Consider the following 23103-nt stretch of genomic DNA (forward strand, 5'->3'; position numbering starts at 1 on the left):
GATGGTCGCCATACTGTACTTAATCCGTCTGTGTTTCAACGATTTCGATGAAGTCGTATTCTAATATAGAGAGTGCCCGCGTACTCATTCTGAATAAACAGAGCGCCCTGGGCCGGCCGCCCGCGATAGAAAGGAACTATTGATAGCGGCTTGGCCGGATCTATGTTCACGAAATCCGCGGCACCGACGAAATAGCAGCAACTGAGTTCGCTGCCGTATAAGTGAATCGTGGCACTCCGAGTCTCGTAAGGAAGCACGATTATCGTCAGCCACAATCCGAACGCCTCGATGTCCGCGCTACATACTTGATCAAATCGACACCTAACTGAGCCTGCGTCCTTGGCGCCTCGAACCTCAGCGCCAAAATCAACATCATAATCGTCTGCCCATGACCGACCGGTCGAGGCAAGCAGGCAAAAAAGGAACAAGATCAAAGTACCCAACAAAGGGACGTATCGCGCAGAAGCTCCGACCTCGGAGCGCTTGTCACGGGCGAGCTCCGCCTTGACGATACGATATTGACCTTCCGCCATACTTCACTCCCATTCATCGGGAACGTAACGTTTATGAACTTGCACGACGGCGTCATGCGGTTTTAGACAGGAGAGGGGCACGTCAACATGATAGACTTTTTGTGCTCTGTAGTCGGGGTCATCGCGCGGGACATATCGCTGGTCGTCTCGGACCCAGCATTCGCCCGAATAGCTGCAGGCCTTGCTGGGTGCCGGGGCGCACTGCAAACCAAGAGCTTCTGCATCGTCGCGAGAGATGTCCCTGGCAGACGTCTGCTCGATGATGAACGTTTCGTCAATTGCTTCAGACCATCGACGTCATGATTGGAGTTGCGGCCAATGAATTTCGCCAGTTGGCCTTCGCCCGATCCCGTAGGATCGATGTCGACGCGAGGCCACGGCCAGACCAGGAGCATCCGGATATGATGAAAGCAATGGCCAGCAGCGAGAGAACGTTGAGTATCGGAAACTTCGGCATTCCAAGTGCTTCTCCGGGCAAATACTTGATCTGCTCATCCTTCGGGAATCGCGTGTAGCTGCCTCGATCGGCCGCGATGCAAAGCGGCCAACAACAGCTAAACGTCTTTCGCCGTATGAGCGCGCGCGCACTTCACCACTATCTCTAATTTAGATAGAACAAAGCCAGAACTTAGTCAAACGAGACCTTGGGCTGCCGAACCGCCACAGTCCGTCCGCGGATAACGCATCGCCAATGCCCATCAGCCGCGCCTGCGCGAACTTGCGCGAGGTGACGACGGAGATCCCGTCGGCGCTGACGCGCCGGAGCTAGCAAGGGAATGGGCATGCGCGATACGCGCGGCGCTGAATTGCATCAAACCGCCAACTAGTAAGCGTTGTTGCGCGTGTATTCCCGGATCATGCCGAGCAGTCCGCCGGGCTGCTGCTCTTCGGGCGCATATTGGCCATCTCTCAAGCCGGCAAGCCCGGTCGAAGCTCTCCAGTCGCCCATCCCGCTCCCGAGTGAATTCCGATCCTCCATGCCCAAATTTCTCACCGGGGCAGCGCTGTCGGGGCCGATCGATCCCATGCGGGATGTCAGCGTCCGGACAAGTGGTGATGCTTCATCGATCGGCCCCATTGCAGGAGGCGCGAAGAACATTCTCAAGCGCTCGGCAAGCTGTTCTGGGGTCCACGTGTATGTGGCCGCCAGGCCGGGGCGCGCCGGTCCGATCTCGAGAGAGGACACCTTGCTCTTCGACGGCTGTGGAATCCCATTCGCGTCCGGAATGGATACGTTCAAGGTAGGGACGAATGGAAAGAGATTTCCACTCGCGCCATATCCGAGAGTGTCATCCGACTTGATTCCGGCCGTCAGGAACGACAACCCAAGCCCCCCTCCTCCCAAACCCAAGCCACCTGTCACCGTGACCGGCGGAGACGTCGGCGAACCCGGATTCCAGTAATATGAGCCACCGATCCCAAAAGGACCAATCGGCAGAGAGAGTGAGACTCCATCGGCTCGAAGATTCCCATTCTCGTTGACGGACATTGCGATGATTACCCCAATTGCGATTTCACAAAGATTGATCTGGCACGCTTGCCGAAGCTTACTCAGGCGCCGTTCGACGGTCAGTTGCGATGATCTGACGGCGACGACGCTCGCTTGCTCTCATTGCAAGTTGTCACGCGGATGAGCTAAGATTGCAGAAAACGTCTGATCATTGGGCGGTGGAACATGAATGGGCTGCAAATCGGCTTCACATTGATCTGGGTCGCCGGCCTTGCCTTTCTATTTGCCCGCGCCTTGAATTACAGCCGCCTCGTCCTCAACAATCTCGCACCCGGTGAGACTTGCTGGGAGCCCTCCGATTTTCGGCTGTTCTTCAGCTTCAGGCGCTTTCGCTTGTTCGGCAACTACGTCGAACCGACCCATCTGACAGACCTCGGCCGGGAATATCAGAAACGTGTCCGCCAGACCGACGTCATCGCCTTTTTCTGGACGCTCGGCGGCCTCGTGGCTCTGGCGATCTTCTTTTCGTGAAGAGATGCAGTTCGCGCAGCGGTCAAGAAGCGGTGGAAGAAGCTCACCCCGATCGGCCATCGGAATGAAAAAACCCGCAGCGGATTTTCCGCGCGGGTTGATCTTAACTCTTTCGATGATGCCACTTTAGAGGTGTTTTGCCCGACGCGTCAAGCCGATTTCGGATTTTTAGATCTGACCCACGACTTGGCCCGGCGGCGAATAGCCGTTATTGCGCATGTCGTCCTGGATCATGCCGAGCAGTCCGCCGGCCGTGCCGCTTGTCGCGGCATTGCTTGTATCGCCTCGCATCGACGATGCCATGGACAAGCCGGGCTCATTTGCGAACACGCCGATCGGCCGGCTGGCCTGCAACGGCTGGGGCCCATTGAGCAGTCCGCGCAATTCTGCTCGTAGATCCTCGAACATTTGATGGCGTAAAACACGCTGTAAACAAAGGCCGCCAAGAACAACACGCCGAAGACCATCGCATCCGCCCTCCCCAAGGCCGCCCTCCAAGGGATGTCTGGCCGGCCGGCCACAGCGATGAATGGCTAACGTCAAACGACCTCGCGCAAAGCCTGCAGAGTATCTCCCTGATCTGTCCCCTCGTGCACCGTGTGCGCGACGATCTTCATCGCGCCGTTCGATTCCGCGACGTCCTGGGCCAGCAGCGCGAACTGGTCGTCTGTGAGGTCGTAATAGGTCTCGCGGCTCTCCTCCTCCCGCTCCTCCCACCAGACCTTGACGATGCCGGCCTTCGACAGCAGCGCGTCCTTGATGAAGGAATACAGCACCATGAAGCCGCCGTTCTGCTGCATGAAGACGTGATTGACGTAGTCCGTCTCCTGCTGCGCAGCGGCGACATCCTCCGGCCCCACCGGCTCGAAGCGCACGACCTCGTCGGAGCCGGCAAAGATGTCCATCAGCTGCGGCATCAGACCTTCGACGGTGTCGGCAACGTCGGTCGACACCGCGCGCGAGCGGCCGTCCTGCGCCGGCATGTCCTTGCGCATGTCACCGAGATAATAGTCCATCGCATCCGCCCGCTCCTCGGCGAGCCGCGCTGCCGACATCGCGGCAAGCGCATTGGCCTTCTCGGAGGCGAGCATCGCCTTCACTTCGGAAATCGACATCATTGTCATGAGATACCTTTGGTCAAAACTCATACACCGCAGCTTCACCGGCGCGACAGATACGGCACCGGCGGAGCACCCGTCGTAAACACATTCGCCTCGTTCGAATCATCGCGCCGGGTCAACCGGCGGATGTCACTGCGACGGATAGCGGGCGCATCGACGGCGTTCTGTTCTTCGAGCGCGTTCGGAGCCAGCGCGCTGGCAGCCGGAGACCACGGCGCATCGTATCGATCTCCGATGGCCGAATAGCTTGCACTTGCCGGGCCCAAGACCCCACCGAGGCCGCTCCATTTGCCGAAGCGATCGGAGAGATCCCAGGGCGCGGCACCAGGCGCTGGAAGTGAATTGTCGAGCACCTGTTGGGCCCGTGTCGTTCCGGCCAGGAAGGGGATCGGCGCAGTGGTCGGGGCTCCGGCAATGCGACTGGCCGCATCCGGCGACAACATGTTGGGCGGAGCGGGATGTTGCGGCCAGCTCGTGGCGCCGAACGCCGGCTCTACCGCCTGCGTTTGCGCGAGCCAAGGAATGGGTTGGCTGCCGGCGTCCCACGGCGCGTGGCGGGACGCTGCGGTATGTCGAGACGCTGCGGCGTGCTCCATCTTCTTGTTTGCCCAGGAGATAACCCAGCTGGCTGTCTTGCCACGAAGGAAGGGATTGGCCTTGATGGCGTTGTCGTCGAGAATCGACTCCACCGGCGTATTCGGATCCGCCTTCATCAATTTGACGCCGCCACCCGGGCCGGCAAAGTGCATGAGATAGGTCGATGTCGGCGTGACGGGGACGCCGGCCCGGCGAAGCCTTGCTTGGTTCTCCGCCGCATAACTGGCGGTCATCTCTTTCGAAAGGTCGGCATCTTTGCGAAGCTCAAGGATCTCTGCGTCCGATTTGCCTCGCGCCAGCTCGGGCTTGAGGCGCTTGATCATCTCGAGCCAGGTCCCGTTGATGAACTGCCCGAGCCCGAGCGCGCTCGATGTCTTGTTCGGCTGGTTCGCCTTCTTGAGATTGCCGCTGCTCTCGGCCGAAATGATCTTGTCTAGAATGTCCATATTGCCTTCCACAAACGAGAAAGGCGGCCCGCGAGGACCGCTTGCCTGATTTCAAGGATTGACGTTGTCGGCGCGAGCCGTGCGGGGGCGCAGCGAGCCACCCAACGACTCGATCTGATCAGTAACTGTCGACTGGCAACCGCCAGAAATGGTCACACTGCGGTCAGAGCTGCCCCGCGCCGCGGCGTCGTCGCATTACTTGCCACTCGGAGATCCCCACTTGCGTTCATCGGGATTGAGAGCCTCTCTCATCACGGCAAGCTGCGCGTCGGTGGCGGCGCCGAGATAGGACATGACACCTTCGTGGACAAGCACACCCCACGCCTGGGTGCCGCTCGGCGCAAACATGAGGGCCAAGTGCGTGCGACTGCAATTGTATTCCTTCGCGCAGACCGTGAATACTTCGTATTTGACTCCGTGTATGTCGACCAGCTCGGCGGAACTGCTGCTATAAGCAACATCGTTCCTGGCGAGAACATCCCGGGCCCAGCCCGGCAGCTTGCCGGCATGCTCGATCAGATTCTTTGACGCTTGCGCATAGGCAGGCCTCTTGAGCACGTCGAACAAATACGGGGTTGTCACCTTTGGCGGCAATTCGGGGACAGCGAGCTGCTTTCTCAGCACCGCCTGCTGCGCATCGGTCGGATTTCCAAGGAAGGACACAACCCCTTTTTCGCGCAGGCCGGCCCACGCCTGCGCGCCATTCGGCGCAAACAGGAGGACAATTGTGGTGTCGTCGCAATTCGGCTGAGGCACGCACATGTGGAATTGCTCGTGGGTAATGCCGGCAATGTTCTCGGTGGTGCGCACGCCACTGATGTAAGGCCCGTTTTTCTTCAGGATTTCCCTGGTCCAGCCAGGAGCGTTACCGAGCAGGGTCATCAGGCTCTGAACGTAGGCAGGCTTTTGCAAAACCCCGGACAGATAGCCGATGGCCATTGCCGGTGAACAGGCAATGCACAATGTAACCAGACCGATGGCTGTCCAACGAACTTGTCGTCTCATGGGTCCCCCTTCGGATGAACCAGTCATCTCACTACCACAGGTCGCGCCACGGCGAACAGATTGTGGCTATGAACAATTAGCCAAATAGCAGCAACGTCGGAGCCATCCGGATCAAACTGCGGACATCGGCGAGCCGCACGGTGTCTTCGACGTAAACCTGCTGCGGGTTCGTCTCCTTGATAAAGGGAAGCGCCGCAGCATTCACCCCTATTCGCGCCAAGTAATTCCATACGTGTCATTTCCAAAATAAAGCCGAAGCACGACGCAGCCTCCTGTCGGTGGACAGGGCCCTTGCGTCAACCTTCGAACGCGGAGCCAGTATCAGAATGACTGGGCACCAAAGACGATCGCAAGAAATACAACGACCATGATCAAGAAGCCGATGAAGCCGGCAACATCTCGCGCGATCACCACGCGGCCGGCGCCGTCACGGCAAAAACCAAGCCAGTTGAAGCGCTCTTGAGCGACGTTCGGCGAATGCACATAGGCCCGACCAAACGACAATGTCGGAATGACGATTCGCGCGATCGAACATCCGATGAATTCGAAGAAGAGCAAGTACAGCAGCTATTCCATTGGCCATGCCCTCCGTCCTCACGACAACATGCCGTAACAAATCGCCGCCATCGCGAGCAGCACCGAAAGGCACATCGCAAACCCGATCCAACCCGCAGCGTCCTGTCGCAACTCGATCCGTCCATCCGCGTCGCGACGATACCAGGGACGACGCAGCGGCGACGTCGATGTGCTGAACGGCTCGACATAGATATGTCCGGATGAAAGGAGTGGCAAAGCAGCTCGCGCCACCGTGTACCCGATCAGCTCGGCCAGCATTCGCAACGCCGGCATCGCAAAACTCACGCAGTGATAGAGACTACACCAATTAGAACATAACAAGAACACTTGTCAACCACTGGTACTACTCCGCTGCTGGTCCGTCTCACATCCATCCCCGCTCGGCATACCGGATCGGCCGGTTGAACGCGGCGACCCTGCCCGGTTGCTCGTAGCAGATCGCCATCAGTCCCAGCGCGTCCGCAGCGTGGCTCGACCAGTCGTGCTCGGGACCGAGACCGATGTTGCGCGTCTCGTCCTTGCGCTCGTGATAGAAGCCGAGCGCTTCGCGGCCGGCCTCCGTCGTGTCGGTGTTGAACCAGAGCTGCGGGCCGAGCCGCCGCAGCGCCTCGATCCGCATCATGGCCGCGCCCGGCCCCTGGTTCTTCACCGGCGGCTCGACCTTGAAGCCGGCCTCGCGCAGATGATCCTCATAGCGCTTGCCGGTGACGTTGTTGGCGGCCATGCCATCGTGCGGAAGATAGAGCACGGCGTTGTCATAGCCGCGCGAGCGCAGCCAGTTGACGTGAAACGCCAGCACCTGGCCGACGCTTTCGTAATAATCCAGGATGCGAATTTCGCTGCCGACCCATTGCACGATCCACATCGTGAAAGCATCCGCCGCAGCGCCGGCGCCGCCGATGTCGATGAAGGCGCGCAGCGGCAGGAGAGGATCGGCCGAGACTTTTCCGATCCGTCCTCCGGCACGCGCCTCCGACAGCAGCGAGGCAAAGTAGGCGCCCTCGAAGGCGCGGGCGTACTCGCCTTCCCAGATGTGATCGTAGCGCTCGGGGTAGAGCTTTTGATCCAGGAGCCGCTCCTCCCCGAGCACATCGGGAAACCACGGATTGTCGCGCCAGTTGGCTTTCACCACCACCGCGCCGTCCGGCTGGCGCCCGCGCAGAAAATCGTCGATCGCATCGCTCTTGCGGCGCGGATTCCAGCTGGCCCAGAGCTCGGAATCCTTGGCGCGGATCGTCGGCCGCAGCAGCGCGAGGCTGCGTGCGCTTAAGGATTGCGCCTCGTCGATCCAGGCGATGCGAAATCCCTCCAGGGATTTGATCGAGTCCGCCGTGTGATCCTGAAGCCCGCGGAAGATGATGAGCCCGTCGCCGGGCGTCTCGATCTTGTCGCTGAAAAGCCTGAAGCCGTGGCCGAGCCGAAGGCTCGCGATCTTGCCCTCGATCAGCCGCTTGGAAGACTGCGCCAGCGAACGCTGCGCCTCGCGAATGCAGACCGCGAGCGTGCCGCGCTCGGCCTGGCAGGTCTCGACCAGGAGCTCGCCGAAGAAATGCGACTTGCCCGAGCCACGTCCGCCGTAAACGCCCTTGTAGCGCGCAGGCTTCAGCAGCGGCTCGAAGATCTTCGCCGTCGGAATTTTCAGGATGGACAATGGCTAAGCTCGCTCACCCTAGGGCAGGCCGGTGCGCCTGCGCCACATCGCGGACCAGTCTTCGATGTCTGGAGTTTCAGGTTGCCCTTGCCGAGTTTGGCCCAGGTCAGGAGAGGCCGCGTTTTCAGAGAATGGCGGCCAGAGCCCGAAGAGCCCTCCGAACTGTTTCTGCGCAGCTGGTGGGAACGTGGAAGCGGGGCCGACGTTCGGAACCTCCGTCGGGTTTGTGTCGAACGCGGATCGGTTTGGTATTCCTGCAGGCATTCTCGTCAGGATCCGCACGTGTTCAGGAGACGTTGCAGGCACCACGCGGGCGTTCCGGAGATATTGCCGATACTCGGGGATGTAAGCTGGCGATGCCGGATTCGGGTCGAATGGCCCCAAGGCATCGGCAAACGCGCTTGGATCCATGAGGCGTCCTTCAGAATCTTTGATCTGATAGTGAACATGTGGATCTCCCGGCGTCCCATCACGGCGGAAAACGCCCGTATTCCCCATCGTCCCAATGAGCTGGCCCGCGGCCACTGGATCGCCGATCTTCACATGTCTGGCGTTGGTGTGGAGGATTTGATGAAGGAGGCCGTTCTTGTCTCTGATCGCGATCGTTCCCCACTTGTCCTCACCGGCGTTTTCAACCACACCGTCGACGGGCGATCGCACCGCCGGATTGCTCTTGTTCAAACGCGCCTCTCGTCCACCGACATAGTTGAAGTCGATACCTCGATGCGGATTCGATGAGCCGGGCGGTCTGTTGGACGTCTCTCCGTATCCACTCCTGACATGGGGCGGCACGCTTCCGATGGGTTGCAGGATCCTCCGCATCATATCTTCCCAGGACATATTCAACTCCATTCGAAAGCGGCAAGCCAGCGCGCTCGCCTACACCTTACGATGGTGCGGTTTCAGCCGGCTTGCTCAACCACTGATAATTGTCTAACTACGTTGCGCGCAGGGCACGCAGGACGTGACCGCTCAATCTGCTCGACACGGAGACACGTGTGAGAAAGTTCCTCGTCCTCGGAATTCTAGGTCATGCGATGCTGATGCTGGTGGCGTTCGCCCCCGTTGCGATCGCACAAGAGCGCCCCGCGCCGGCATTCGACAAATGGCGTCCGAAGGCCGGTGCCTATGCCGAACCCGGCAAGAATTTCGAGTCGAACTGCGACGAAGGCAACGACATGACGATCGGCGCAAAGTCGGTCAGCGGTTCCGAATGGGTCTGCGATTTCAAGAAAATCACCGATCTAGGACCGGGCTCGCTGAAGGTTGAAATGGTCTGCGACGATTACAATCTGGCGCAGAACCTCAACCCGCGCGATCCCAACTGGGCGAGCAGGCAATTCAACGAAGTCATGTTCGTCAAGCGGATTGATGACGCGACAATCTCCGTTCAGAAAAGCCTGAACGGGAAGTTCAAAGACCCTCCCTGGCGTGCAGCCTATTGCCCTCTGAAGACGCAGCGCGCGCTCGCCGAGGCCACGCTGAGAGCCAAGGTGGAAGCAAAGCAGAAGGCCGAAGTGGAACTCACTCTCAAGAGCGCTCATCCGCAGGATGGCGTCTACGCCGCGGCAGGTGCTGATTTTGAGGAACGTTGTGCAAGATTCAGGGACACGGTCGTTGCATTCGCCAGGAAGTCGATCACGACGGCCTCGAATATCTGCCAGATCAGGAATACGCAGGTTCAGCTTCCCGACACGGTCAGGATCGACGCCGACTGCATGTTGCAATCGGCCCCAGGCCCTGACGCCGTCCGCGTGCAGGACCCGGACACCATTCAGGACCGCAAGAACCTGATGTTCAAGAAGATCGACGACAAGACCGTCATCCTCTGGATCATCAACAACGGACACTTTACAGGCGATGGCCGGAAGCTGTCCTATTGCAGCGACCAGGTGCAGCGCGCCTATGCCGGGCAGCGCCGGACCGGCAAGCAGAGCAAGAACTAGGGATCACCGAAATGAAAAACCCGCGCCGGGATGCTTCCCCGCGGGCTGAACCAAACCCTTTCGATGATGCCATTCTGCCAGTGTTTTGCCCGACGTGTCAAAGCAGCAATCCCAATTTCAGTTCGAGGTGCCTGATAGCGCCGTGCTTCAGGCACACTGGATGCGTTAGCTCGCCGCAGGGTCGCGATCATGCAGAATTTGATGAAAGACGCCATCCATGTCTCTGATGGCTTCTCTCGCTCGTCCATCGCCCGCATGCTCTCCCCCGGCACCAACCGAAGATCGAGACGAACACCAGATCGAGATACTCCGGCATCTCAGGCCTCGAGGCCAGCATCGCCCTTGACGGCGTCCTCCGGACGCACGATGACGCGCTCGACCCGGTGAATCGTTTCACCGTCTTCGCCGTTCTCGATCGGCTGTGCGGCCTTGCCCCAGCCGCGATCGAGGATCGCGTTGGCCGCCGATAGGCGCACGGCCGGCGTGGCGTCGTCGCTGCGCATGATGCCGACGAGCACCCGGAGGGCCGTCCTGGTGTGGCCGCGCGCCAGCGAGCGGATCTCGGTCAGGGTCCGTGCCCTCGACGTCTTCCTGACCGCGGACGAACGCGCCGGCGCGCTCTCCGGATCGTTTTTCATATCCTCGCTCACGACAACATCTCCCACAGCACGATTGCAACGAGGCCCGCAAGCGCGAGCGATATCAGATAGGCTGTCATCATTCCCTCCACGAGAAAAGAAATGCGCGGCAGATCGCGCAAGGCGAGGCGCGATCGTTTCGGGCGCGAACCCTATCTCCGTGTCTTCCGGAGGCCGCAGCGGCGCGGGCGATTGGCCCGGCGCCGCGGGCCGGCACGGTCGCGCGTGCACGGCCAGCAATGGTTCGGACGGCGGCGCGCCTGTCGGCGCTCCATGAACGTCACGTCGAGTGCGTGGCCGGATGCGCGGCCACCGTCCGATTCTGGAATCGAGACGAAAAAACCCGCAGCGGATGTGGCCGCGCGGGTGAACCAAACTCGTCTCGATGATGTCATTCTGCCGGTGTTTTGCCCGACGTGTCAAACGAACGAATGCGCGGAGCGGAAGTTGGTCGATCAGGAGGATCGTCATGACACTCAGCACAGATCGCAAGCCGCGCAACGAAAAGTCGCCCCGCAACGAAGATGCGCCGCGCATCGAGGAGAAACGCCCGCTGCACGAGGCAATCATTGAAGATGCCGGCGAGACCGGAGACGGGGATCGCGACCTCGTGCACGGCGACGGCGGCACCATTGACCTTCCCGCCAAGCCCGGCGATCTGTCGAAGGACGACTAGACGTGCCGGAACTTACCCGACCAAGCTTGCGTTGATGCCCTCGTTGGAAGGAACGCTGGTGCGATGAGGCACACTGTCCTGGTTGTTGACGACGATCCCGCCGTCCTCGACGTAATCGTGGGCATGCTGGAGGATTTCGGTTGCCAGGTGATCTCCGCCCATAGCGGCGCGGATGCGCTCGAACGGCTCGAGCAGAACCGGGACATCTCGGTCCTCATCACTGACATCAACATGCCTGGCATGGATGGCCATGAGCTGGCCGAGCTGGCGCGGCGCGCCCGCCCGGAGCTGAAAATCCTGCAATTGTCGGGACGCGAGCCGCGGCGCGGCGGCCTGCCGATGATCAGGAAGCCGTTCTCGTTCGAGGAACTCGCCGACATCCTGCAGCGAACAGGCATTTGCTGACCGCCGCGCCCAAAACAAAACCCGCGGCGGATGGCGTCCGCGCGGGTGAACCAAACTTGTCTCGATGATGCCAATATGCCGGTGTTTTGCCCGACGGGTCAACAAGACATCGTGGAAAGAGAAGCCCCTCCTCCCAGCTCTATATGTGGTGCGCAAGGGGCTTGCTTCAAGTCCCCGCCCCTGCCGTAGAACCCCCGACCCAACGAACATCCAAGGCAACCAACCGAGGGGTCAACATGCCTGTCCTGCTTCCGACATCCCGTTCGCGCCGCCGCGCCCCGAGCGCTGACGCCGCGGTCGAGACGCTGACCGACCACGCCATCGTGATCGCCGGCGGCGGGCCGACCGGCCTGATGCTGGCCGCCGAGCTCGCACTCGCCGATGTCGACGTCGCCGTGGTCGAGCGGCGCGCCGACCAGGCGATCGTCGAGACGCGCGCCGGTGGCCTGCACGCACGCACCATCGAGCTGCTCGATCAGCGCGGCGTCGCCGACCGCTTCCTGCGCGAAGGAGAGATTCTCCAGCTCGCCGGCTTTGCCTGGACCCGGCTCGATATCAGCGATCTCCCCACGCGGCACCCTTACGGGCTCAAGCTGCGGCAGGCGCGCATCGAGCAAATTCTGGCCGATTGGGCCGAAGAGCTCGGCGTCACCTTCCATCGCAGCCGCGAGGTCACGGGCTTTGCGGAAGACGAGGCCGGGGTGGATGTGACGCTATCCGATGGCGAGCCGTTGCGTGCCAATTATCTCGTCGGCTGCGACGGCGGCCGCAGCCTGGTGCGCAAGGCTGCCGGCATCGCATTCCCCGGCGCCGCACCGACGCTGAGCAATCTCATGGCCGAGGTCGAGCTGAGCGAGGCGCCACAGCTCGGCCTGCGCCGCGATGGGCTCGGCTTTCACGGCCTCAGCAAGACCGAGAGCGGACGCGTGCTGGTCGTATTGACCGAAGCAACGATCGCGCGAACCAGCGAGCCGACCTTGCGCGATCTCAGCGAGGCCCTTATCGCCGTCTACGACACCGACTTCGGTGTGAAAAATCCCGCCTGGATCTCCCGCTTCACCGATGCGGCGCGGCAGGCCGCATCCTATCGCAAGGGCCGCGTGCTGCTCGCCGGTGACGCCGCGCATATCCACCACTCCGTCGGCGGACAAGGTCTTAACCTCGGTGTACAGGACGCCGTCAATCTCGGCTGGAAGCTGGCGCACGTGGTCAAGGGCATCTCGCCGGAGAGCCTGCTCGACAGTTACCATTCCGAGCGCCATCCCGTGGCCGCGCGCGTCCTGAAGCACACCATGGCGCAGATCGCCCTGCTCCGCCGCGGCGACGACGGCCGCAAGGCCGCGCGCGACGCCCTCGCGGAGCTGCTCGCCATGGACGAGCCGCGCCGGCGCTTCGGCGCGATGATGAGCGGGCTCGACATCGCCTACGATCTCGGCGAAGGCCACGCGCTGCTCGGGCGACGCATGCCGGATCTTGATGTGACGATCGACGGACAGACGCGAAAGCTATTCACGCTCCTGCACGGCGCGCGGGGCGTGCTGCTCGATTTCGGCCAGCGAAGCGGCATCGACATCGCGCCATGGGCGGAGCGCGTCGATGTCGTCGATGCCACCTATGGCGGTTCATGGGAGCTTCCGGTGATCGGACAGGTCGCTGCGCCCGACGCCGTACTGGTGCGGCCCGACGGGCACGTGGCTTGGGCCGGAGACGAGAGCCAGCAAGGGCTCGAGAAGGCATTGATGCGGTGGTTCGGGCCGCCTGCTGGGTAGTGCAGACGACTTCGCAACGTGTCCTAATGAAGAACGCCCGCGGCATCCCGCGAGCTCGATCCGGACATCTCTCAATAATGTCGTTTTACCGGTGTTTTGCCCGACGCATCAAACGATTTATTGCGGTGGAAGCAACGGCCGCACCCAGCGCGAGAACCACTCCTCGGCTTCATTGCTCGGCTTGCCTGGACCATCTACGCCGAAGATCGGTGGCGGAATGAGGTAGCTTGGTTCGTCCGCGAACGCACCGACCGGCTTGCTCGGCTGCGGTTGGCCGCTGCTAGCACTCGGGAAGGTCCAATTGCCAAACCGCTCGTTGAATTCCGTGGACGGCAGATATGGCACCGGAGCACTCCCCGCGCTGAACACACTACCCGCGTTCGACTCGTTGACCTGCGTGAGGCGCCGAACGTTCTCGGGCGGGACTGATCCGCGTGCTGGAGCGTCCGGCATCTTATAAGGGTCTGCCGTCTCGTTGGGCACAGATCCGTTCGTACCGCCCCAATTGCCAAAGCGATCCGCAAAAGTGCTCGCGCGGGTCGCCGCATCGGTCGAAGAAGCTCCGCCCAGTTGCCGCCCAAAGCTCGATGAGGCCGAAGAGCCGCTGTTCCCGGCTGTGTTGTCGACGTTAAGTCCGTTGCCTATGGTGTCGAGCGGCGAGGCTCCTGTCGAGAACACTCCTCCGCTGGGAGCGGCGGCGCCCCTCGCCGGGCCGGAACTGCTTTCTCCCGCAGTGGCAGCGCGCGTGAGCGCCAACACGGCCATGATGCCAAGCAGCCAAGCGGGAGTGAAGGCAGCCGCTACGCCGACCCCGGCCGCACCGGCCAACCAGGGGAGAATATCACGCTCCGGAGATGCGCCTCCAGCCAACGGATTCTCATAGTACGGAGACATCACTCCGGAGTGCGGATCGGATTGGAGCACAAACGGAGCTGCTGGAGTGGCTGTTGTCGGAGGTAACTGACCGAGCCGCTGTTCACCGGGATCTGGTGCTGGAAATGCCGGCAACGCGCCCGTGAAGCGCGGATCACTCGGTCCGAGCCCTTCTGGCTCGCTAAGCCACCCGAGAAACGGAGGAAAGAAGGGGGGCGGCAATGGAATGTCTTGCGGGTTGGCCGGCGTCGTCGGAGGGACCAGGAAATCATCATCGACGGGGGCAAACTTGGAGTACTGCGTTCCGCGCAGATTCTTGTTTTCTGACGTGATCTTGACGTTTGGATTACTCTCAATCGCGTCATGCAGCAGTTTCTCTCGTCGCGCATCGTCCCGTATTGTTGACCACAGCAGCAGATGTTCGTGACCCGCCTCCAATCCCTCTTGTTCAGTATCCCGAATTCCTTTTCGTGCATCCGGATGGATGCTCAACATAGGCCTCATTGCGCTTGATGACCTTTTCGAGAGTCGATTTGAACTCTTCCAGTGTTTTTCCATCTGGCAAATTTGTATGGAGCTCACCATTGCCGAAACCGATGCGCATTGCGTCCAATAGAGTCCGTATCTTCGCCTCACGCACGTCCGCTTGGGGAATTTTTGCGATTCGATCGAGAACGCATTTTATAGTGCCGAAGTAAATGTCCGGGTGCCCACCGGCATGCGGCGATAAGCCCATAGCCGCAGCCAATCGGCGCCCCACTGGCAGATAGATGCCGTTGGCGATGGAGTCGATCCCCAGTTTCTGCTGATCGATGCCATCAAATGCAGGATGACCTCTGAGCAATTGCGGGATCATACGGTGATAGGCTAAAATTGACATTCTGCCACGACGCTCGATAGCTTCTGGGTGAAATGAATAGGATTGAGCTTCGACAGACCTGGCTCTGATGCGGTCCAACTGCCGCACGCACAGATGCAGCCGCCGCGCGCGCGGATGTTCGGCGCGGCTAAGAGGCTGACTAGAAGCGAGTGCAAGTCCTGATGAGGGTCGCCCGGGACACGCTTAGGTTATGCTCGGCAAAGGGCGATATTGCCGAGCTAAGGTCCGTGCCGCCGCCCGGGCGCGACAAGCGACACCGGGCCGTGAGAATTTTAGTTAGGATGCGTTTGACTGCCTTGGCCGCGAATCCAACTCGAAAGTCTTCCGTGGCTCGGCCGAGTGATCATCGGGAGGGAGAAGCCTTACGTCGCCTTGGGAGTGTTAGCATCGGGAGATAGGACGCGTCTTCGAACAGCACACCCCTGAGTCCCGCCGATTTCCAAGCGTCCTTCAGAACTTGGTCGCATATGATACGCAGCTCAGCGTGCGCCATTCGAAATACATGCGCATCACCGACCAGTTCTTCCTTGAAAACGAGTTCGACATCCCCAAAAAAATCGTAGCACTTCTGACCGAAGTCCCGGGCGGCCGGATCGTCAGAAATCCCGATCTCCAGCTTTGATCGTTCCTCGTCCACTGCGTCGAGAAAACGCCGAACGTCGCAGAACCAGTACCGAGGTCCATCCCAGACTCCGTTCTGAACATCAACGTCGCAGGCAAGGAAAGAAAACGCCTCGGGGTCGACGGCTTCGAACACGCTTTTCGCCCGGTCAGAGATCAGCCACAACCCGTACCAGCCCTCACAGTCTCGAGGCCGACGACTTTTCCGATCAAGTGTGATACGCGGCGTCGGCCCGGTAAAATTCGACAAGTGCCCCAAACCCAGACGAACATGGCTATTGTCAGTGATTTGACATCTAATAGCATCGCCTGTTCGATAAAAATCCATCTGGTAGAACTTACGCTCCCGCAAGGAGGAGCGTTTGCTTCGCTTCGGCTGTCCATTACTCATCTGAATATACCAGCTGTTCGAGGCTTCGACGGAATGAACATCTGAGGTTGTTCAATCGAAAGAGCGTTTGGACTTGATGACGATCATGGGCGCATGCCCTGAACGTGTCACAAAAAAAGCCCGCGGCGCACTGCGGGCATTTTTCAAATCTTGCCGATGATGCCACTCTGGCAGTGTTTTGCCCGACGTGTCAAACTATCGATCTCGCGGGATTCAACGGCAAGCATGAGCTTGTCAACATCAGTGCTTGAACTCATCAACGCAGTAAAACACCGGCAGTCCGCCAAACACATCGGAGTTCCTGTGACGCACCTGAATGCGCTCGCTCGCACTTGCCCCGATGGTGTCGCCGTCCTTCACCACGCTGCCGTGTTCGATCAGATACACGGAAAGGCCGGCCACCTTGTCGAACAATTCCGGAAGCGTGAGCTTGCCGGTCACGAACTCGATCTCACGGTCGACGAAGGCCGCCAGCCCCATCGTGACCGCGCCGATCTTGGCGCCTGACCGGAACGGCAGAATGTCGACCCACAGCCTGAAGGGGTAGTCGGGATATGGTGCGAACGAATAGCTGGACGTCTCGAGCCAGAGGTCGGCGGCCCGCGCGACCCGGCCTGCCCACACCACGCCGCAAGCTTCCGGCATCGTCGCAATCAACGCGCCGATGACCGCCGTCGTGATGCGCGCCGCGACCAGCGGCTGCTCGCTCTTTCCGAGCATCGAGACGATCACGTGACCGCGATGCCGGGCGGCCACCGCCTTGCTCTCCGGCCAATTCGTGGCAGCGCGCGCCCAGAGCCCCTGGTCGTGCGGAATGGGCGCCGGCATCGGCATGACGGCAACGAGCTCTGTGCCGCAGCGAATGAGCGGTGAGTTTGCCGGAGCCTTGTGTGCACCTCCGTCGTCCTCCGCCTTCGTTGCCAATTCCGGGTGTCGGTCGTGAAGTATTTTGGCGACCGCTGACATGTCCGGCGTCACCGGATCGTCCAATAAGACGACGGCGAGAAGCGAGCTACTCATCGACTGCCCCGCAAAAAATCGTGAACGAATTCAACTTGGCCATTCGCCCACAGGTTGAAACGCCACCTGCGTAGAACAAAAGAAGAACACAGTCAATAGGCGCTTTTTGTCTTCGAACTGATGCTTCGCCGAACGGCGGCTTCGACCCCGAGCGGAGACATCTAGTTCGATCATCTGCGACGCGACTTTCGTGTATCGCACGCGAACCCGCGCCGCGGCTCGTCTCCCGGCATCCGCGTCCGACTCGCGCTCCTTCGGCGGCGGCTCCATCGTCTTGCGTTCCCAAGACGTATCGGGCGTCGGCTGTGCCAGCAGCGCGCGAGACTTTGCGCACATTCTCTCGCATGATTTCGGACTGCTGATGGTCGGTAGGCGATGGCCGACAGTCGCATCCCCATGCTCCCTTCGCTCAGCGAGCGGGAGCACGCTTCCTCTCTCAGCCACCAACTCCTACAGACGAACGCTTTGTTCAAAAGTGCACTTAAGCAACGCTCGCATCAGATGAGTAAGTGGCTCAAAAGGCTCAAGCTTCCCGGTGAAGATTTAATGTACCGCCATATCAAAAGATACAGACTCTCCGCCGCCGCAGGCGTAGGCTTCGTGCATCACCGCAAGGCCCGTGGCAGAGATCGGTGATGAGAACGCCAGTTGCGCTCCCGCCCCACTCGAACGAGGGAGCAGCGCCATGCTGAAGCGGCGTCGTTTCAAACAGATCACGACACTCACCGAAAGACTCAGCGAGGAAGCCGCGCGCTGCCGCGACGAGGCGCGCACGCTCGCGCCGGGTCGCCGCCGCGAGATGCTGTTGCGCCGGGCGCGGCAGGACGAAATGGCGATGCAGATCGACGCCTGGCTGCGCTCGCCCGGCCTGAGGGCGCCGACATGACGCAACAATATCGCGCTTATCTCGTCGGCGAAGACGGCGTCTTCCGTTCGGCCGAGGCCTTCGAGGCCGCATCCGACGAATCCGCCCTCACCTTCGCCCGGCAGTTCACCCGGCTCGGCAAGGTCGAGGTCTGGCAGCTCGGCCGCAAGATCGCGGTGCGGGAGTCCGGGCAATCGTTTCCGCCGCCGGCGACGCAAACCTTGCCGCCCTTGACGCGTCAGTGATCGCCCGATGACCCGGGCGGCCTGAAGGTCTCGATCGCGAAGGACAGCGTCACCTGCATGACGGGCCCGCTGGCGTCGCGAACGGCGATTTCCATTCTCTGCCTCCCCGCTGCCGGCGCGGAGATGATGGCATCCCGCGCCATGTCGCCGACCGATTTGGCGGCCTCGGCCTGGACCGCCCGCATGCTGGACAGATCCAGGCCTTCCTCGTCGAGCGCCGTACCCCGCTCGTCGGTCAAGTCGAAGTAATACCGCGGCATGTTTTCATGTTCCTCTGCCCTATTAGGCCCGGGGCGGGACAAAGGTTTCCAAAGGCGAAAAAATTCTGCCGGGCCACGGCTTCCCGGAAGCGGCCTGTTTCGGCAAGAGCGAGGCTGCGCCAGCCTCGCACGCGCCCTCATTCCTCCGCGAGCTTGTGCTCGATATAGGCATCCACCGTTTCGGCGAAGGAGCGTTGCACGCCGACCGCGACATCATGCTGGTCGAGCGCGTCGCGCTGGAGCACGCGCAGGCCGCGCCCGCGGGCGCTGACCGGCGCGGTGTTGAGATATTGATCGATGGCGCCCTTGGCGAGCGGGATGGCCTTGGGATCGCCCCTGGCGATCAGGAGCCTGAGCAGGCTCTGGCATTCGGCCAAGCCGGGCATGGAATCGGCCTTTCACCTTTGCTGCGATTTCGGCTTCGGCCGCTTCACCGGCTGGGTGTGGGTGCCGAACAGCGCCAGCAGGAACGCGACTTCTTCCTTCGAACCGATCTGGATCATGATGATCTCCTTTTCGCTCCGTTGGTCGAGGCCCGGAGCGAAGGAGTTCAGGGCAATCGGGTTTCAGCACTGTTTCAACCGTGTTTCGTCGCGCCCTGGCATCAGGTCCCGCCTGCTTGTGTACACAATTGAACATCGCTGCACGCTTCTCGGTTCCTTAACGGGTGCTGCGTAACGTCCACGCCATTGCAGGACTTGCGGGAGTATTCGGGATGGTCGTGAAGTGCGCAGGATGCGCTGACGGAACGGAGCTGCCGTTCGAATTCAAGATGGCGTTTCAGCCGATCGTCGACGTCGCCGCGCAGCGGATCTGGGGCTATGAAGCGCTGGTGCGTGGCCCGGGCGGCGAGAGCGCGCACAGCGTGCTGAGCCAGCTCACCGACGAGCAGCTCTACCGCTTCGACCAGGCCGCCCGCGTCATGGCGATCGAAACCGCAGGCAGGCTGTTTACGGATCCGCACGCACGGCTCTCGATCAACTTCATGCCGAATGCCGTCTACGAGCCGCGCGCCTGCATCCAGAAATCGCTGCAAGCCGCGCGACGCGCCAATTTCCCCGCGGCCAATCTGATGTTCGAGTTCACCGAGAACGAGCGGATGAGCGACCCCGCGCATGTCGAGAACATCGTGCAGTCCTACAAGGCGCTCGGCTTCTGGACGGCGCTGGACGATTTCGGCGCGGGCTATGCCGGCCTCGGCCTGTTGGCCCGGCTGCAGCCGAACCTGATCAAGATCGACATGGAGCTGCTGCGCGACATCCATCTCAGCCATCCCAAGCAGGTCATCGTCGCCGGCCTTGCCGGAATGGCGCGCGCGCTCGATATCACGGTGCTGGCCGAGGGCGTCGAGAACGAGGCCGAGCTCACCACCCTGCGCGCCGCGGGGATTTCGCTGTTTCAGGGCTATCATTTCGCAAGGCCCGGCTTCATGTCGCTGCCGACGGTGCGTGGGCTCGAGCCGACGGCCGTGTCGCTCGCCGGGTGAGATGAGCCGGTTTTCGACTGCCCCGAACGAGAGCGTTCATCAGCCAAAAGCCCGCGCGGATCGCTCCACGCGGGCTTTCTCTTGCCGCTCGCCGAGCTTCGCTCGAAAGCTCGCATCGCCAGGCAGACGCAAGTTTTCGTCTCAGTGCATGTGGCCGATCAGATAGACACCACCACCGAGAATGAGCACGGCCGGAACGGCCCAGATCAGAAGTACGGGCATGGTTTCTCTCCTCAGTTGGTCGTGCAGACCTTGACGGTCTTCATGCCGGTCTCGGCTTCAGACCGGGTCTTGTAGACGGTGTCGCCGCTGACGACGGTGGTTTCCGTGGTCGTCGGCTTCGCCTCCGTGATGGTGCACTTCTTGGTCTTGACGTCCTGCACCACGTAGAACGACTGCGCGAATGCAGGCGCCGCGAACGACGTCAACACGGCAGCGGCAATGATGGTCTTGATCTTCATCGTGTCCTCCTCCAGCAGCCCGGTCATCCGGTTCTGTGCTTCTTCAAACCTTCAAAATTGCCACTTGTTCCCGGTCGAGGTGAGAACCAAAAGCCGCCGTCAGCGTTGATGCGCCAAACAGGAGGCCAAGATGCTTGATGTGAGACTCGTGACGACGTCGCTGGCGATGCTGATTGCTCTGGTGTCGGTGGCGCTGGCCGAACCTGCGAAGGATCAGGCCCGGCCAGCCGCGGAAGCTGCCAGCGAAGCTCGCCCGATCCGCGTCATCCTGCCTGCGCCCTGGCAGCCCGCCACGGTGCGAGCCGACGCGCAATCGACGAAGTGAACGGCTGCCGCTTTTGCAGTGGCGCGGTGTGCTCATAGCCACGTAATCCGCGCTTGGACTCCATGCCTTGTCGCTCGAGGGTGAGATCCCGGCGCGAAGCAATCGAGTTCCCTGCGCAGATTGCCGCTTTCTCCTGCGCACATGCGCTGTTCCGCGATCGCCTTCACCTTGCATTCATGGCCCCGCCCCTAAACACCTCGCCGACATAACGGCAGGCAGGGTGAACCATGTCCTTTGACCCGATGGCCGCTGCGGTCGATTGGCTCGATGCCTACCGCGCCGGCGACATCGACACTGTTCTCGAAATGTATGCGGACGGCGCCGTGATTCAGTGCGGCTGCGGCGGACTGAAGACGAGTTCGGGCCGGGAAGGCCTGCGCGCCTATTGGCTCGACCGGTTCGCGCACTATCCCGCCTCCGGTCTCGACAACCTGCTGCCGTCGGGAGACACGGTGCTGGTCTCGTATCTCGCGCGCGGCGTGGTCGTCAGCGCAAACCTGACCTTCGATGCCCTCGGCAAGATTGCCTGCCACGTCTGCGGTCCGCAAAATTAGCTCCCGCCGGAACCTTTGTGCACTTCGGTACTTAGGAACTCGCCTTATCAAAGAGGTGAGTCGTGTCCGAACCCAGGGAAGCTGAGCCATCACCCCGGCCCCCGCAGCCAGGGCCACCATGCCCGAAGTGCAACATGCCTTCGCGCTACACCACATCCGTGCTCGACCTGAAGAACGACCGCATGGTGCCGATCTATCGGTGCACCGACTGCGATCACGAGGTGTGGCGCTGAGCAAGGTGGCTTCGATCAGCGTCGCCACCGGGTGGCGGCGCAAGCGAAGCCGCTGCACGCGGCATGTAAACGAAAGCAACCAATTCGACTCTCACCTGTTGTCGCCGGCACATTCACTGCCGGAGGACAAAAAATGCGACGTCTCACTCTACTTGCCACCACCCTGTTGCTGCTCGGCGCGGTGCAGGCCGACGCGCAGTCGCAGCCTGCGCAAAGCGGGCCGGGCAACAACGCCGTCAACAGCTCGGATCACAACAACTCCAACAAGCCGGTCGCGGGGCGCAACAGCTTCACCGAAGGCCAGGCGAAATCGAAGATCGAAGAGGCGGGATATTCCAACGTCTCCGGCTTGAAGAAGGACGACCAGGGCGTCTGGCGCGGCAAGGCCGACAAGGCCGGCACCAAGACCGACGTCAGCCTGGACTTCCAGGGCAACGTCAATCCCGCCAAGTAACCAACCAATCAGGAGACCGAACAATGACCGTCACCATCTCCCGCCTTTATGACAATTACACCGATGCCGAGCGCGCCGTGACCCGGCTCGAAGGCGCCGGCGTGCCGCATTCGGACATCAGCCTCGTCGCCAACAATTCCGACAATTGGTACGGCTCGCGCTCCGGCAAGGTCGACCGTGATCGCGACGGCGTCGACGATCGTGCCGAAGGCGCCGGCACAGGTGCCGGCATCGGCGCGGGCATCGGCGGCGCGGCAGGTCTGCTCGCGGGCCTCGGCCTGCTCGCCATTCCCGGCCTCGGACCGGTCGTCGCGGCGGGCTGGCTTGCCTCGACCGCCGTCGGTGCCGCGGCCGGCGCTGCCACCGGCGGAATCGTCGGCGCCCTGACGGAAGCCGGTGTCTCCAGGGAAGACGCCTCGCGCTATGCCGAAGGTGTTCGCCGCGGCGGCACGCTGGTGACCGCGCGCGTGCCCGACCAAGATCGCGCCCGCCTCGATGCGTTGCTCAACGAGCGGGCGGTGAACCTGCAGGAGCGCAGCACGGCCTGGCAGAAGGCCGGATGGAACGACTTCGATGCCGCCAGCCCCCCGCTGTCGCCGGAGGACATCGGCCGCGAGCGCGAGCTCTACGGCGCCGGCACGCGGCGATAGCGTTCTCCAATACGAAAAGGCCCCGCGGTGCGGGGCCTTTTTTCCTGTCGAAGGCTGGCGATCATCACGGCGCCGCCACGCGCTCATGATGGCATCCTGCCGGTGTTTTGCCCGACAGGTCAAACTTTATCTTAAATGCAGCAAAGCGGATTCGGCGAAACGCAATCTCTTCGCGCCATGCTGGGACATGCCCCATGCGCGGGCGCAATCGGGAAAGCTTCGGAGAGACCGCCTATGTACTACGTCGCCGCTGCATTGCTGGTGCTGTCGGGACTGTTTTATTCGGCGAGCCGTCATGAGCTCGGCCAGTTCGGAGCGGACGTGTGCAGCTATGGCGGCGCGTTCTGCGACAATCCGGTGGTCCTCTTCACCGGCGCGGCGCTGGCCGCGGCCTGGGGCATGTTCGTCAGCATCAAGTAGCGAAGCAGCGCAAGTCTTCAT

The 23103-nt window shown here is 61.4% G+C and carries 30 protein-coding genes; 13 read left to right on the forward strand and 17 right to left on the reverse strand.

Going from position 1 to position 23103, the window contains the following annotated elements; genetic code table 11:
- Positions 1 to 1356: 1356 nt before the first annotated feature.
- Positions 1357 to 1857, reverse strand: a complete 501-nt coding sequence (locus Q0743_RS22970) for a hypothetical protein (protein ID WP_298243762.1) — start codon at positions 1855 to 1857, stop codon at positions 1357 to 1359.
- A gap of 351 nt (positions 1858 to 2208) precedes the next feature.
- Between Q0743_RS22970 and Q0743_RS22975 the strand changes: the two genes are divergently transcribed.
- A complete protein-coding gene (locus Q0743_RS22975; protein ID WP_298243763.1) occupies positions 2209 to 2514 on the forward strand; it encodes a hypothetical protein in 306 nt (101 codons plus the stop codon).
- 168 nt (positions 2515 to 2682) lie between these two features.
- On the opposite strand, the gene Q0743_RS22980 is transcribed toward Q0743_RS22975, so the two are convergent.
- From Q0743_RS22980 to Q0743_RS23015, 8 genes are all read right to left on the reverse strand, one after another.
- Positions 2683 to 2922: a hypothetical protein gene (locus tag Q0743_RS22980; RefSeq protein ID WP_298243764.1), complete on the reverse strand. Its 240-nt coding sequence runs from the start codon at positions 2920 to 2922 to the stop codon at positions 2683 to 2685.
- A gap of 131 nt (positions 2923 to 3053) precedes the next feature.
- Complete coding sequence (locus tag Q0743_RS22985; protein WP_298243765.1) at positions 3054 to 3632, reverse strand: hypothetical protein; 579 nt, start codon at positions 3630 to 3632, stop codon at positions 3054 to 3056.
- Positions 3633 to 3673: 41 nt separating this feature from the next.
- On the reverse strand, positions 3674 to 4678 hold the full coding sequence (locus Q0743_RS22990; protein ID WP_298243766.1) for a hypothetical protein: 1005 nt from the start codon (positions 4676 to 4678) through the stop codon (positions 3674 to 3676).
- Positions 4679 to 4873: 195 nt separating this feature from the next.
- Positions 4874 to 5683, reverse strand: a complete 810-nt coding sequence (locus Q0743_RS22995) for an Ivy family c-type lysozyme inhibitor (protein WP_298243767.1) — start codon at positions 5681 to 5683, stop codon at positions 4874 to 4876.
- A 321-nt stretch (positions 5684 to 6004) separates the two neighbouring features.
- Positions 6005 to 6241, reverse strand: a complete 237-nt coding sequence (locus Q0743_RS23000; protein ID WP_298243768.1) for a hypothetical protein — start codon at positions 6239 to 6241, stop codon at positions 6005 to 6007.
- 36 nt (positions 6242 to 6277) lie between these two features.
- A complete protein-coding gene (locus Q0743_RS23005; RefSeq protein WP_298243769.1) occupies positions 6278 to 6517 on the reverse strand; it encodes a hypothetical protein in 240 nt (79 codons plus the stop codon).
- A 106-nt stretch (positions 6518 to 6623) separates the two neighbouring features.
- The gene (locus Q0743_RS23010) at positions 6624 to 7910 is read right to left on the reverse strand and encodes a phage terminase large subunit (protein WP_298243770.1); all 1287 of its coding nucleotides are present in this window, start codon (positions 7908 to 7910) and stop codon (positions 6624 to 6626) included.
- A gap of 18 nt (positions 7911 to 7928) precedes the next feature.
- Positions 7929 to 8762, reverse strand: coding sequence for a M23 family metallopeptidase (locus Q0743_RS23015; protein WP_367184934.1), 834 nt, complete (start codon positions 8760 to 8762; stop codon positions 7929 to 7931).
- Between the two features lie 185 nt (positions 8763 to 8947).
- Between Q0743_RS23015 and Q0743_RS23020 the strand changes: the two genes are divergently transcribed.
- Positions 8948 to 9856 (forward strand): hypothetical protein, encoded by a 909-nt coding sequence (locus Q0743_RS23020; protein ID WP_298243771.1) that lies wholly within the window; start codon positions 8948 to 8950, stop codon positions 9854 to 9856.
- 317 nt (positions 9857 to 10173) lie between these two features.
- Here the strand turns inward: Q0743_RS23020 and Q0743_RS23025 are convergent, their stop codons facing one another.
- Positions 10174 to 10506: a hypothetical protein gene (locus tag Q0743_RS23025; RefSeq protein ID WP_298243772.1), complete on the reverse strand. Its 333-nt coding sequence runs from the start codon at positions 10504 to 10506 to the stop codon at positions 10174 to 10176.
- Between the two features lie 457 nt (positions 10507 to 10963).
- Here Q0743_RS23025 and Q0743_RS23030 point away from each other — a divergent pair, with 457 nt between their 5' ends.
- From Q0743_RS23030 to Q0743_RS23040, 3 genes are all read left to right on the forward strand, one after another.
- Positions 10964 to 11170, forward strand: coding sequence for a hypothetical protein (locus tag Q0743_RS23030; RefSeq protein WP_298243773.1), 207 nt, complete (start codon positions 10964 to 10966; stop codon positions 11168 to 11170).
- A 63-nt stretch (positions 11171 to 11233) separates the two neighbouring features.
- Positions 11234 to 11575, forward strand: a complete 342-nt coding sequence (locus Q0743_RS23035; RefSeq protein ID WP_298243774.1) for a response regulator — start codon at positions 11234 to 11236, stop codon at positions 11573 to 11575.
- Positions 11576 to 11811: 236 nt separating this feature from the next.
- The gene (locus Q0743_RS23040; protein ID WP_298243775.1) at positions 11812 to 13344 is read left to right on the forward strand and encodes an FAD-dependent monooxygenase; all 1533 of its coding nucleotides are present in this window, start codon (positions 11812 to 11814) and stop codon (positions 13342 to 13344) included.
- A 117-nt stretch (positions 13345 to 13461) separates the two neighbouring features.
- Here Q0743_RS23040 and Q0743_RS23045 read toward each other — a convergent pair whose 3' ends face one another.
- The 4 genes from Q0743_RS23045 to Q0743_RS23060 all read right to left on the reverse strand — a co-directional run bounded on the left by Q0743_RS23045 (position 13462) and on the right by Q0743_RS23060 (position 17075).
- Complete coding sequence (locus Q0743_RS23045) at positions 13462 to 14709, reverse strand: hypothetical protein (protein WP_298243776.1); 1248 nt, start codon at positions 14707 to 14709, stop codon at positions 13462 to 13464.
- The gene (locus Q0743_RS23050; protein WP_298243777.1) at positions 14666 to 15175 is read right to left on the reverse strand and encodes an AHH domain-containing protein; all 510 of its coding nucleotides are present in this window, start codon (positions 15173 to 15175) and stop codon (positions 14666 to 14668) included. Before Q0743_RS23050 ends, Q0743_RS23045 begins: the two co-directional genes overlap by 44 nt.
- Before the next feature lie 265 nt (positions 15176 to 15440).
- Positions 15441 to 16109, reverse strand: a complete 669-nt coding sequence (locus Q0743_RS23055) for a DUF1629 domain-containing protein (RefSeq protein WP_367184935.1) — start codon at positions 16107 to 16109, stop codon at positions 15441 to 15443.
- 240 nt (positions 16110 to 16349) lie between these two features.
- Positions 16350 to 17075 (reverse strand): DUF4261 domain-containing protein, encoded by a 726-nt coding sequence (locus Q0743_RS23060; RefSeq protein WP_298243778.1) that lies wholly within the window; start codon positions 17073 to 17075, stop codon positions 16350 to 16352.
- Between the two features lie 739 nt (positions 17076 to 17814).
- On the opposite strand from Q0743_RS23060, the gene Q0743_RS23065 reads away from it, so the two are divergent.
- The gene (locus tag Q0743_RS23065; RefSeq protein ID WP_298243779.1) at positions 17815 to 18015 is read left to right on the forward strand and encodes a hypothetical protein; all 201 of its coding nucleotides are present in this window, start codon (positions 17815 to 17817) and stop codon (positions 18013 to 18015) included.
- Positions 18012 to 18239, forward strand: a complete 228-nt coding sequence (locus Q0743_RS23070) for a hypothetical protein (RefSeq protein ID WP_298243780.1) — start codon at positions 18012 to 18014, stop codon at positions 18237 to 18239. The genes Q0743_RS23065 and Q0743_RS23070 overlap by 4 nt, the downstream gene beginning before the upstream one ends.
- Here Q0743_RS23070 and Q0743_RS23075 read toward each other — a convergent pair.
- Together Q0743_RS23075 and Q0743_RS23080 are read right to left on the reverse strand one after the other, a co-directional pair.
- Positions 18233 to 18499 carry a hypothetical protein gene (locus tag Q0743_RS23075; RefSeq protein WP_298243781.1) on the reverse strand — a complete coding sequence of 89 codons (267 nt, stop codon included), beginning with the start codon at positions 18497 to 18499 and terminating at the stop codon, positions 18233 to 18235. The two genes, Q0743_RS23070 and Q0743_RS23075, sit on opposite strands and share 7 nt — an antisense overlap.
- A gap of 137 nt (positions 18500 to 18636) precedes the next feature.
- Positions 18637 to 18885: a hypothetical protein gene (locus Q0743_RS23080; protein WP_298243782.1), complete on the reverse strand. Its 249-nt coding sequence runs from the start codon at positions 18883 to 18885 to the stop codon at positions 18637 to 18639.
- Positions 18886 to 19214: 329 nt separating this feature from the next.
- On the opposite strand from Q0743_RS23080, the gene Q0743_RS23085 reads away from it, so the two are divergent.
- Positions 19215 to 19985, forward strand: coding sequence for an EAL domain-containing protein (locus Q0743_RS23085; protein ID WP_298243783.1), 771 nt, complete (start codon positions 19215 to 19217; stop codon positions 19983 to 19985).
- Between the two features lie 233 nt (positions 19986 to 20218).
- Here the strand turns inward: Q0743_RS23085 and Q0743_RS23090 are convergent, their stop codons facing one another.
- The gene (locus Q0743_RS23090) at positions 20219 to 20446 is read right to left on the reverse strand and encodes a hypothetical protein (RefSeq protein WP_298243823.1); all 228 of its coding nucleotides are present in this window, start codon (positions 20444 to 20446) and stop codon (positions 20219 to 20221) included.
- A gap of 130 nt (positions 20447 to 20576) precedes the next feature.
- Here Q0743_RS23090 and Q0743_RS23095 point away from each other — a divergent pair, with 130 nt between their 5' ends.
- From Q0743_RS23095 to Q0743_RS23115, 5 genes are all read left to right on the forward strand, one after another.
- A complete protein-coding gene (locus tag Q0743_RS23095) occupies positions 20577 to 20771 on the forward strand; it encodes a hypothetical protein (RefSeq protein WP_298243784.1) in 195 nt (64 codons plus the stop codon).
- A 227-nt stretch (positions 20772 to 20998) separates the two neighbouring features.
- Positions 20999 to 21325, forward strand: coding sequence for a nuclear transport factor 2 family protein (locus tag Q0743_RS23100; RefSeq protein WP_298243785.1), 327 nt, complete (start codon positions 20999 to 21001; stop codon positions 21323 to 21325).
- Positions 21326 to 21691: 366 nt separating this feature from the next.
- Positions 21692 to 22012, forward strand: a complete 321-nt coding sequence (locus Q0743_RS23105) for a hypothetical protein (protein ID WP_298243786.1) — start codon at positions 21692 to 21694, stop codon at positions 22010 to 22012.
- Positions 22013 to 22035: 23 nt separating this feature from the next.
- A complete protein-coding gene (locus tag Q0743_RS23110; protein WP_298243787.1) occupies positions 22036 to 22662 on the forward strand; it encodes a hypothetical protein in 627 nt (208 codons plus the stop codon).
- Positions 22663 to 22896: 234 nt separating this feature from the next.
- Entirely contained in the window at positions 22897 to 23082 is a 186-nt protein-coding gene (locus Q0743_RS23115; RefSeq protein WP_298243788.1) for a hypothetical protein, read from the forward strand.
- The last annotated feature ends 21 nt before the right edge of the window (positions 23083 to 23103 follow it).

The sequence above is a fragment of the uncultured Bradyrhizobium sp. genome, from assembly GCF_936943645.1.
GTDB lineage: Bacteria > Pseudomonadota > Alphaproteobacteria > Rhizobiales > Xanthobacteraceae > Bradyrhizobium.